General features: G+C 49.3%; 11 protein-coding genes. 6 read left to right on the forward strand and 5 right to left on the reverse strand.

The annotated features are described in order from the left end of the window. Positions 1–310: 310 nt before the first annotated feature. Positions 311–1,948 carry a methyl-accepting chemotaxis protein gene (locus tag AC4GL5_RS09465; protein ID WP_490382533.1) on the reverse strand — a complete coding sequence of 546 codons (1,638 nt, stop codon included), beginning with the start codon at positions 1,946–1,948 and terminating at the stop codon, positions 311–313. 472 nt (positions 1,949–2,420) lie between these two features. Here AC4GL5_RS09465 and AC4GL5_RS09470 point away from each other — a divergent pair, with 472 nt between their 5' ends. From AC4GL5_RS09470 to ybaK, 4 genes are all read left to right on the forward strand, one after another. Beyond that, positions 2,421–3,407 (forward strand): zinc-dependent alcohol dehydrogenase family protein, encoded by a 987-nt coding sequence (locus AC4GL5_RS09470; protein WP_490382534.1) that lies wholly within the window; start codon positions 2,421–2,423, stop codon positions 3,405–3,407. Next, positions 3,407–4,270 carry a hypothetical protein gene (locus AC4GL5_RS09475; RefSeq protein ID WP_490382535.1) on the forward strand — a complete coding sequence of 288 codons (864 nt, stop codon included), beginning with the start codon at positions 3,407–3,409 and terminating at the stop codon, positions 4,268–4,270. Before AC4GL5_RS09470 ends, AC4GL5_RS09475 begins: the two co-directional genes overlap by 1 nt. 37 nt (positions 4,271–4,307) lie before the next feature. Next, the gene (locus AC4GL5_RS09480; RefSeq protein WP_490382536.1) at positions 4,308–4,700 is read left to right on the forward strand and encodes an acyl-CoA thioesterase; all 393 of its coding nucleotides are present in this window, start codon (positions 4,308–4,310) and stop codon (positions 4,698–4,700) included. 68 nt (positions 4,701–4,768) lie between these two features. Continuing rightward, complete coding sequence (ybaK, locus tag AC4GL5_RS09485) at positions 4,769–5,242, forward strand: Cys-tRNA(Pro) deacylase (RefSeq protein WP_490382537.1); 474 nt, start codon at positions 4,769–4,771, stop codon at positions 5,240–5,242. A gap of 97 nt (positions 5,243–5,339) precedes the next feature. Here the strand turns inward: ybaK and AC4GL5_RS09490 are convergent, their stop codons facing one another. Continuing rightward, entirely contained in the window at positions 5,340–5,804 is a 465-nt protein-coding gene (locus AC4GL5_RS09490; protein ID WP_490382538.1) for a hypothetical protein, read from the reverse strand. Positions 5,805–5,948: 144 nt separating this feature from the next. Here AC4GL5_RS09490 and AC4GL5_RS09495 point away from each other — a divergent pair, with 144 nt between their 5' ends. Next, positions 5,949–6,470 (forward strand): DUF501 domain-containing protein, encoded by a 522-nt coding sequence (locus AC4GL5_RS09495; RefSeq protein ID WP_490382539.1) that lies wholly within the window; start codon positions 5,949–5,951, stop codon positions 6,468–6,470. Positions 6,471–6,553: 83 nt separating this feature from the next. On the opposite strand, the gene AC4GL5_RS09500 is transcribed toward AC4GL5_RS09495, so the two are convergent. Then, a complete protein-coding gene (locus AC4GL5_RS09500; protein ID WP_490382540.1) occupies positions 6,554–6,904 on the reverse strand; it encodes a hypothetical protein in 351 nt (116 codons plus the stop codon). Between the two features lie 481 nt (positions 6,905–7,385). Here AC4GL5_RS09500 and AC4GL5_RS09505 point away from each other — a divergent pair, with 481 nt between their 5' ends. Then, positions 7,386–8,372: an NAD(P)H-quinone oxidoreductase gene (locus tag AC4GL5_RS09505; protein WP_490382541.1), complete on the forward strand. Its 987-nt coding sequence runs from the start codon at positions 7,386–7,388 to the stop codon at positions 8,370–8,372. 47 nt (positions 8,373–8,419) lie between these two features. Here the strand turns inward: AC4GL5_RS09505 and AC4GL5_RS09510 are convergent, their stop codons facing one another. Both AC4GL5_RS09510 and AC4GL5_RS09515 read right to left on the reverse strand, forming a co-directional pair. Then, the gene (locus AC4GL5_RS09510) at positions 8,420–8,899 is read right to left on the reverse strand and encodes a 3'-5' exonuclease (RefSeq protein ID WP_490382542.1); all 480 of its coding nucleotides are present in this window, start codon (positions 8,897–8,899) and stop codon (positions 8,420–8,422) included. A gap of 146 nt (positions 8,900–9,045) precedes the next feature. Continuing rightward, positions 9,046–9,552: a tetratricopeptide repeat protein gene (locus AC4GL5_RS09515; protein ID WP_490382543.1), complete on the reverse strand. Its 507-nt coding sequence runs from the start codon at positions 9,550–9,552 to the stop codon at positions 9,046–9,048. Positions 9,553–9,789 lie beyond the last annotated feature (237 nt).

Consider the following 9,789-nt stretch of genomic DNA (forward strand, 5'->3'; position numbering starts at 1 on the left):
CTACAGTGTTGTTACGTTGCTAATTGTAAGTCATAAGCCCAATGCATCATTTTGCAGGCATTATCCGGCAGATATCAGAGAAAACAGAGCCCCCCCCAATGGAGTAGCTCTCAGCTCTAGAGTGATTACTTCAGGCGCATTAGATAGATTTAACTAACCCACATCAATCGAGAAACTGTATTGTTGCATTGCGGAATGTAAACAGAGATTCAAGACTTTGTTTTATTTATCTTTTTTGAAGGGAAAAAAAGCGCAGTACAACCTGACAGGCCATACTGCGCTTCTGGAACAGTATAAAGATAAGCTAAATTCAGATCCGGAACTGACGTACCAGCCCGTGCAAACCGTCCGCCTGCTCTGCCAGTTCTTCACTGGCGTGATTGATCTGCTCCGTAGACTCCGACGTCGTATGGGAGAGATTCACGATATTCACGACATTGCGGTTGATCTCCTCTGCCACCAACGATTGCTCTTCAGCAGCACTGGCGATCATATCGTTCTGGTCGCGAATCGATTCGACAGCCGCCAGAATCCGATCCAGAGATTCACCGGCTTCAGCAGCGGTGGCTTCTGTCGCTTCGGTGAACTTAAGACTCTCATCCATTACGGACACGGCCTTAAGGGCAGCGCTTTGCAGCTGCTCAATAATGCTCTGGATCTCATCAGTGCTTTCCTGAGTCCGTTGCGCCAGCGTGCGTACCTCATCAGCAACCACCGCAAAACCACGGCCATGCTCACCGGCACGGGCGGCCTCAATAGCGGCATTCAGCGCCAAAAGATTGGTTTGCTCGGCGACGTTACGGATCACATCCAGTACCGAACCGATATTCTCACTGTCAGAGCGTAGCGTCTGAATCACCTCAGCGGAGCTCTTCACCTGACCGGTCAGATCATGAATCGCACGAATTGCCGTTTCAACCTGCTGCTTGCCCTGAATCGCTTCCTGGTCTGCTTTATTCGCTGCTGCCGCTGCCTGACCGGCATTCTGCGCAACCTCATGAACGGTGGTGGACATTTCGTGGATGGCGGTGGCGACCTGATCGGTCTCTTTCGCTTGCTGCGCAATCGTGGCACTGCTTTCGTTGGTAATCGAAGAAAGCTCTTCGGCTGCCGCAGAAACCGCTTCCGATGACTTGCTGGCCTGAATAATGACCAGATGGATACGCTCAACAAAACCGTTGAAGTATTGAGTGAGCAGGGTAATTTCATCATTTCCCTGCACCTTCAGGCGGGAGGTCAGGTCACCTTCCCCCCGACTGATATCCGCCATCGCAGTCACTGTCATTTTCAGGGGATGAGTAATGCTTCGGGCGATGGCCCAGGCGATCAGAATCATCACAGCTATAATCAACACTGACAGAGTGATAATCGAATAAGCCTGCTTCCAGAAGACCTCATCCAGATCATCAACATACAAGCCGGTAGTAATCGCCCAACCCCAGGGTCGGTAGGTACTCATCAGAGAGATTTTTGGGAAAGAGCCGTCAACCCCCGGACGTTGCCACATATAATTCACAAAAGCCTGGCCATTACCCAAACTGTTCTTCAGCATTTCAGACACAAACAGCTTGCCGTTCACGTCCTTAAGATGAGTGCCATCAGTATTCTCCAGTGAAGGCATCGTCGGATGAATCAGAATACGCCCATCCAGATCGGTAACCCAAAAATAGTCATTGTGGCCAAAGCGAGCATCCATAATCAGCTCGCGCCCCCGCTGCTGCGCCTCTTCCAGAGTCATCTGCCCTGCCGATACCCGCTTATTCAGGCCATCCAGAGAATACTGAACCGACTCAACAAGATGCCTGAGCTCAGACTTTTTCAAATCTGTAAAGCTGGCTCGCTCCTGATTCAGAGTCATCACAAGCAGTAAAGCCATACAGGAGAAGGTTAAAATCAGCATCGACCAGATACGATGCTGGATACGAAAACGGCGCAACAGAGCTTCCATGTGTTTCCTCACGGTATTTGTTTGTTTATTTCTGGCCTGATGCGTTGTTTTTGTTTGAAAGGGCCTAAAACCACTAAAAAAAATAGGTTTTTATATTAAAAACAGCGTATTAGATAGGTTTAATAAATATTCATCAACTACCCAGCTGCTTTGCTGCATTGAAAAATGCAAAACCAAAACTGCAATACATTGATTTAAAAGAACTTATATAACAACCCATTATTTCAGACAAAATCTGACAATTTGATGAACAGCCAATCTTAAACTCAGAAAATCCACCCTACATCATGAGAAACGGAGCTTTATCAGGTATCTCCACCGACGGTTCGCTTTGGAGTATTAGCCAGGATGATAACGATTCGCCTATCTGATCATTTTGTTTGATTGAAAGCCTGCGGCTTTATCGCCAAAATCATCTCAGCTACAAATCCTATTGCTCTGACTACAAAAACAGCTCCCGCGAGGCCTAATTATGCAAGCTATGGTGATCCGTCAGTACGGTGATTCAACCGCGTTCGAACAAGCAGAGATACCCGCTCCGGTTATCAAGCCGGGTCATGTGATCATTAAGGTCGCAGCAACCAGTGTGAATCCGCTGGATACCAAGATCCGTGCCGGTGCTGTTCCTGCCAATCCTGATTTCCCCGCCGTTCTGCACGGCGATGTCGCCGGAATCGTGACCGAGGTAGGTGAAGGTGTTGACCGTTTTGAAGTGGGCGATGAAGTCTTTGGCTTTGCCGGAGGCATCAAACGTTATCAGGGTGCACTGGCGGATTACATGCTGGCAGATGCCCGCCTGATCGCGAAAAAACCAGAGAATATCGCCTTTGCTGAAGCGGCCGCCCTGCCGGTGGTTTTCATTACAGCCTGGAAGGCATTGGTGGAACGTGCTCAGGTACAACCTAAAGACAAAGTTCTGATTCACGCCGGAACCGGCGGTGTGGGTCATGTGGCGATTCAGGTGGCGAAATGGGCTGGTGCCAAGGTATACGCGACCGTTTCTACGCCGGAAAAAGCCGAGATCGCACGGAGTCTGGGTGCCGATGAGGTGATCTTCTACCGTGATGAATCTGTGGAAGACTATGTGGCGCGCTGCACTGAGGGCAAGGGTTTTGATGTGGTATTTGATACCGTCGGTACCGACAATATGGATCGCTCTTTCCAGGCCGCCCGCGTCAGCGGAACCGTGGTGACGATCGCGGCAAGATCCACCCACGACCTATCTCCACTGCACGGCAAAAACCTGACGCTGCATGTTGTCTTTATTGCGACACCTCTGGTGCATGGTGTGGATTTTGAAGCACAGGCAGAAGTGGTTGATGCCATGAGCGGTATGGTAGCCGATGGCTATATTAAACCGCTGCTGGATGAAGACATGTACAGTTTTGAGGAGGTTGCCAAAGCCCACGATAAGGTTGAAGCGGGAACCGCCATCGGTAAAGTGGTGTTACTGCGCTAATGACGACCTTACTGCTGATTAAAATTGCGGTGTCCATCGCTACGGTGATCGGCCTTTCGCTGATCGCAGAACATGTAAACCCGCGGATTGCGGGTTTACTGTCCGGCTACCCGCTGGGTACCGCTATTGCACTCTTCTTTATCGGTTATGAGATCAGCCCTGAGTTTGCGGCTGAAGGTGCCGTTTACACGCTGGCGGGATTCGCCAGCACCCTGATGCTGACCACGGGCTATCTGTTTGGCCTGAACCGCCTGACAAGCGCTCAGGAACTCAATCACCCCACCAAACAACAGCCACAGGAGACAGGGGGTTGGCTGGCGATTATTGTTGCCAGTCTCTCCGGCGTGGCGCTGTTCCTGATTTCAGGTCTGGCAATCGATCAGCTGGAACTGAACCTGATCACAGCCGCCTGTCTGCCTACGCTGGCTATTCTGGGCTGCCTCTGGTTCTACCGGCATATCCCGGAAACTCAGGTGACCAAACGGGTGGCGATGTCGGTTTCAGTCCTCCTGTTCCGGGCGGTCACAGCAGCCCTGATTGTGGTGCTGATCACAGGAGCGGCACATCTGGTGCCGTCCTCAACAGCCGGTATTCTGGCTGCCTTCCCGATCTCCATGTTCCCGTTTCTGGTGCTGATGCATCGTACCTACGGGCCGGGTAAAGCACTGACAGTGATCAAACACTACCCGACAGGCTTAGGCTCCCTGATGGTTTATGCCACCGGCGTTGCCTGGTTTTACCCGACACTGGGGCTATTGTGGGGCACCCTGCTCTCTCTGGCGCTGGCGACGGTCTATCTGGCTATCGCTCCTCCCTATATGGATCGTCTGAGAAACCTGCTGGTCAGCAGGGCTCCGGCCTGAATAAATCCGAAAATCAAAACAATAATTAAGGACCGCTATGTACACGCAAACCATTAAACCTGCATTCTGCGATACCGATGCCCTGGGCCATATCAATAACACCAAATTACCCATCTGGTTTGAGCAGGCGCGAAATGACCTGTTTCATATTTTCACACCGGATCTGGACCCGCAAAAATGGCAGCTGATTCTGGCCAAGATCGAAGTGGAATATACCGGTGAGCTGTTTTATGGCCGGGACGTCACCATCAAAACCTACGTCGGTCATATCGGTAATTCTTCGTTCCAGATCTGTCAGGAAGCCTGGCAGGATGGGAAAATGGGCGCTAAGGGCACGGCAACCATGGTCCATTACAGCTTTGCGGAAAAGAAAAGCCAGCCTCTGACAGATCATCATCGTCAGGAACTGGAACAGCTGAAACAGGATTAATCGGCGACCTAATCCTCGCCACAATCATCACCGTAGCCACCATCACAGTCACAATCAGGAATTCAGAGATGACCCCGGGAATCCGTCAAGCTAAAAAAGCCGGTATTCAGTTCGAGATCAAAGAGTACGCCCACGATGCAGGGGCTGAGTCGTACGGTGGCGAGGCAGCCACCGCACTTGGCTTATCTGAGGATCTCGTATTCAAAACCCTGATGGCGAAAAGCAATGACGGCAAACTGGTGATCGCAGTGGTGCCCGTGTCCGGCATTCTGGACCTGAAAGCGCTGGCCAAGGCCTTTGGCTGTAAGAAAATGGAGATGGCAGATCCTGCTCTGGCAGAGAAAACATCCGGCTATGTGGTCGGCGGCATCAGCCCGCTCGGGCAGAAAAAACGCCTGCCCACCTTTATCGATGCCAGCGCCCAGTCACTGGAGATCATGCATGTCAGTGCCGGTAAACGCGGCCTTGAGATCGCACTCAGTCCGGATGATCTTTTGTCTCTGACAAACGGAAAGTGGGCTGACATCGGTAAAGCGGATTAAGCCTATACCCAACAGCTGACAGCACAAACAAAAAATCCCCGCCGGGTACGCATTTTAGTACGTACCCAGCGGGGATTTTTTATGTCTGACAGAACCATCAGAAGGCGTACATCACCCGCAGGCGAGGCAAAAACCAAGGCTCTTCATCATGGGTTACCGGATGCTGAGGACCATAAAGTACCTGAACATCACCGGAGACAACCCAGTTCTGAGATGGTGAGAATTCATACCCCATCGCACCTTCGATATACAGACGAGTACTGTTATCTATATCCAACAGCGCACCAACCTGCATAAAAGAACCGTAGTAATAGCGCTGGTTATAGATTTTGTAATCCATTCCCAAAAGATAACGGTCACCTTTTTGGGCAAGATCAACAAACAGAGCATCCTCACGGCCCAGGGCTTTCTGGAAAGTCAGGCTGGCCATACCACCATCCTGTACCGGATCAAACCAGCGAATCAGATCTGTCCCTATGGCATAATCCGTTGCGGCGGCGGTGGCTGTACCGGATGTAATAAACGCAGCGACCAGCGTACAGGCTCGCAACAAGTTCTTCATTATTCGCTTTCCTATATTTTCTGGGTCAAAATAAATCGTTCTGAGTAAAACAACTGATTCTGAGTCAAATTAGTTCTTTTTAGTTCAAAATTGCCGTCCATTATACTGGAAAGCGACCTCTAAACGCAGTGGATAAACAGATAGATGTACCAAAAAACAGATATAGCCCCAACCCCAGAGTTAATTGAGAAGATTGAACTCCAGATTGGTCGCGCTCCCCGAGGCATTCAGGCGGTAAGCGCCACGGATAGCCACGGCACTCCATTAGTCGTGCGAATGCATTCCATTGTGGATAAAAAACCTTTCCCAACGCTGTACTGGATGACCTCAGAGCTGCTGAAAAAAGAGATCAGCCATATTGAAGCCCGTGGTGAAATTAAAGCACTGGAAGAGCGCCTGATTGAGGACCCGGAATTTCTGGCCCAGTATCACGCCAGCCATCAGGATTATGTTGATCAGCGCTGGCACTATATGACCGAAGAAGAACGAGTCTTCGCAGAGCAAGCTGGCTTTCTGAAACTGCTAAAAGAGAAGGGGATCGGAGGTATCGCCAACTGGGATACGGTACGCTGCCTGCATACTCAGTACGCCCATCACCTGTGCGGCCGCAATGTTGTCGGTCAGTGGATGGATGAAACTTTTGGTATCGCAGATCTGATTCCATAAAACATATCAGCAGACGCCCCAAAAAAACAAAAGGCGGCTAAGGCTGCCTTTTGTTTTTGCGAAAGCGTTCCGGCAAGCTGACGCTACCGGACACCAACCAGACCTTCTCGAGCCTTGATATATCCATCAATAAAGGCCTGATCCGTTTCACTGATTTTCTCGATTTTGACATCCAATCCGTATGAAGTGCCAGTTGAAAGTAAAATTGAACTCCGAACCAGCCCCAAGATGACCAGTACTTTCTTAACACCATTGTGAAGCGCTGAAACTTCAACTTTTACCTTCTCACCCGCCTTGAGATTGTACTCACTCTCAAGATGCAGATGCTTAGCAGAAAGGCTGAGCGTACGCGCCAGATATTGTTTATTTCCTGACCGTGTCAGCCGTACTTTCCAGTGCACACTGACAGGTTTCTTCGGTTGTTTCTTCTGCATTACGGCTACCAGTAACCAAAAAACTCAGAGCTATTATCCTCAAGGTGGTTGAAAACTCAAAACAGAAATCATGCAAACAGGCTTATTCGAAAAAATTCTAAGAATTTCCGGCCCAAAAGATGCTTTCCCTATGTAAAAATATTAAATTTGCCCGCCTGAAATTAAAACGATAATGAGGTTCTACTATGTATTTTGACGCTGCAGTATTCGCTGGTCTGGCTGTTGTTGGTGGCTGTCTGGCAATCACCTATTTCGGTATTCGCTTTATTCGTAGCAATATTCTGAAAGACGCTGAGTAAGCGAGCACCCTAAAGGCCTGCCTGTCAGGCCTTTTTTAATAATCGACCACACTATAAACCACCACACAAAACGACTGCCTCGTCTTTCTCCCGTTAAGCTGTAACTAAAACTTACCTTTAATTACCCACGCAAAATCATTCTGTGCATAAACTGACGTTATCACTCAGTGGAGTAATTCGTTATGTATTGCATTCAGATCAGCCAGAAGAGCCACTCGCTCATCTGGAGCGATGACCTGCACCCTGTCCCTGAACCGGGCCCGGATCAGGTCAGAATTAGAGTTCATGCTGCAGGAATTAACCGTGCCGACCTGACTCAACGTGATGGCCTTTACCCTCCGCCTGAAGGTGCAAATGGTACGTTGGGGCTCGAGTGCTCAGGTGTCATTGATGCAGTAGGAGAGAAAGTCTCCAGCTTTCAGATTGATGATACGGTATGCGCTCTGCTAGCAGGAGGGGGCTATTCTGAATATGTGTGCGTACCCGCTGTCCAGGTACTACCGATTCCTCAAGGCTTTAGTTTTGTTCAGGCTGCCGCAATCCCGGAGATCTATGCGACTGTCTGGCAAAATATTTTTATGGACGCAGCACTGAAACCCGGTGAAAACGTTCTGATACATGCCGGAGGCAGTGGTGTCGGCACTGCAGCGATTCAGCTTTGCCATACCTTTGGCGCATCGGTTTATACAACACTGGGCGACGAAACTAAGATTCCCCCCTGTTTGGATCTTGGGGCAACTCATTGCTTTCTGAGGCATGAGGGAAGCTTCAAAGAAACTGTACTCGCCTGGACCCAAAACCAAGGTATCGATGTCATCTTAGATCCGGTCGGTGCTGATTATTTGACTGATAATCTCAGTCTACTCAAAGAAGATGGTCGTCTCTGTATGATAGGGGCAATGGGTGGTATGCGGGCAGAAATCGACCTAAGACACGTCCTGATGAAGCGCCTGAAAATCCTGGGCAGTATGCTGAGGCCAAGAACCCCCGCCTATAAACAAAAAGTCCTGCAAGCATTGCTGATCAATGTTTGGCCACTGTTTGAATCAAAAACGATTTCACCTGTGATCGACACGGTATATCCGATAGAACAAGCTATGGAGGCTTTTGATCACCTGGCCAGCAATAGAACATTGGGGAAATTGGTTCTTAGGGTAAGAGAGGATTAAAAAGAGAAAGAAGTCGAGTATAGGCAGATTATCAAACAGCCTGAACCTCAGGCTGTTGAAGTGACTTCAAAGGTGCGCTGTAACATGCGGGCATCGGGACCAGCACGGTGTCGGTCGATGTTCAATTCCAGTGCAACCTGCTGCTTAACCTGCCCCCAAATAGAGGTTTGTTTTTCAGTCAATAACTTACTCAGTGTTTCTAACCGAAACAACTGTGACAAGCCCGCATGGTAAAACAGTAACGATAGCCAAGTGCTGTCAAAACCCCAACTATCGGTATAAACCACTTCGCCTTTCAGTTCTTCATTCAGCTTTTCAGCAACATCACGAACCGAAGCGCCATCTTCCAGCAGCTTAGTCCGTGGAATACCATGCACCATTTCCGCACTGTCATCCCAGTGATCCCACTCAGGCTCAGGGCGGATAAGGCACGAGAATACGCTGCCGTCAGGGCGTGCAAAGCCAACTTCGATCGGATAACTACCCCGGCCAAAACCTGAAGCTTCAACATCAATAATAAAAGGCATCTGAATCTGCTTATCGTTTGTTGTCAAAATTCACTCGTCCCAGTTTGCGGACCAACCACATGGACAACCGGTACACATCCTGTGTGCACCATCGCACACAGCAAGTTTCTGTAAGATACAGAGCAAGCTGCGTGCCAATAGACAGATTATAGATTTAAAGATAAGTTCATGCCATTTGCCTTTTCCAGGCTATGCCGGGTTTTCTGTTCCCAGTAATGACACTGATCAGGGTTTACAGCTAAACCCAGCTCACCTTCACTGCAGGCTTTCGCCATTCTTCGACAAGCCAAAGGGTGCCCCTGCTCCGCAGCACGGACAAACCAGCGTACCGCATTTTCAGAGCTTTTAGTCAGATGACCATAACCCTTCTCATAGATACACCCCATCTGGTACTGAGCTTTAATATCGCCCTGGCGCGCCGCGTCCAGCAGATAGTTAGCGCCCTGCCCCTTATCAAGCGGGGAAATCCCACGGAAATAAAGCAAATGGCCATAGATAGAGAGCGCCTTCAGGTGCCCCTCGTTTGCCGATGCTTTAAACAGTCGCATCACCCACTGATGTCGCAGCTTAGAGTGACGCAACATGGAGGAGTGAAACATTTTCTCAGCCAGCAAAAACTTCAGCCGGGTCATAACGCCAATTTGTTCAGACATAAGCAACCACAGATTACTTTGGTTTATTTTTAACTGAGCAGTCTATTTTCGAGCGGGCAATTCTAACACCGTGCATTTAAGTAACAAGGCTACAAAACAGGTTTATTGATACAAAACGAGCAAAACCGATACGGTTTGGCAAAAAACCGTTACAGCTCATCCTATATATCAATACCAAAAATAGGTAGTGTTCAAAATTCTGTGTCACCCCTATAGTTTACCCTCTACAGGGAGTGA

The sequence above is a fragment of the Oceanospirillum sp. genome (genome assembly GCF_982874595.1).

Coding starts and splice junctions, on each gene's coding strand:
- AC4GL5_RS09465 (WP_490382533.1), bottom strand. CDS start 1,948: ATGGAAGCTCTGTTGCGCCGTTTTCGTATCCAGCATCGTATCTGGTCG.
- AC4GL5_RS09470 (WP_490382534.1), top strand. CDS start 2,421: ATGCAAGCTATGGTGATCCGTCAGTACGGTGATTCAACCGCGTTCGAA.
- AC4GL5_RS09475 (WP_490382535.1), top strand. CDS start 3,407: ATGACGACCTTACTGCTGATTAAAATTGCGGTGTCCATCGCTACGGTG.
- AC4GL5_RS09480 (WP_490382536.1), top strand. CDS start 4,308: ATGTACACGCAAACCATTAAACCTGCATTCTGCGATACCGATGCCCTG.
- ybaK (WP_490382537.1), top strand. CDS start 4,769: ATGACCCCGGGAATCCGTCAAGCTAAAAAAGCCGGTATTCAGTTCGAG.
- AC4GL5_RS09490 (WP_490382538.1), bottom strand. CDS start 5,804: ATGAAGAACTTGTTGCGAGCCTGTACGCTGGTCGCTGCGTTTATTACA.
- AC4GL5_RS09495 (WP_490382539.1), top strand. CDS start 5,949: ATGTACCAAAAAACAGATATAGCCCCAACCCCAGAGTTAATTGAGAAG.
- AC4GL5_RS09500 (WP_490382540.1), bottom strand. CDS start 6,904: ATGCAGAAGAAACAACCGAAGAAACCTGTCAGTGTGCACTGGAAAGTA.
- AC4GL5_RS09505 (WP_490382541.1), top strand. CDS start 7,386: ATGTATTGCATTCAGATCAGCCAGAAGAGCCACTCGCTCATCTGGAGC.
- AC4GL5_RS09510 (WP_490382542.1), bottom strand. CDS start 8,899: ATGCCTTTTATTATTGATGTTGAAGCTTCAGGTTTTGGCCGGGGTAGT.
- AC4GL5_RS09515 (WP_490382543.1), bottom strand. CDS start 9,552: ATGTCTGAACAAATTGGCGTTATGACCCGGCTGAAGTTTTTGCTGGCT.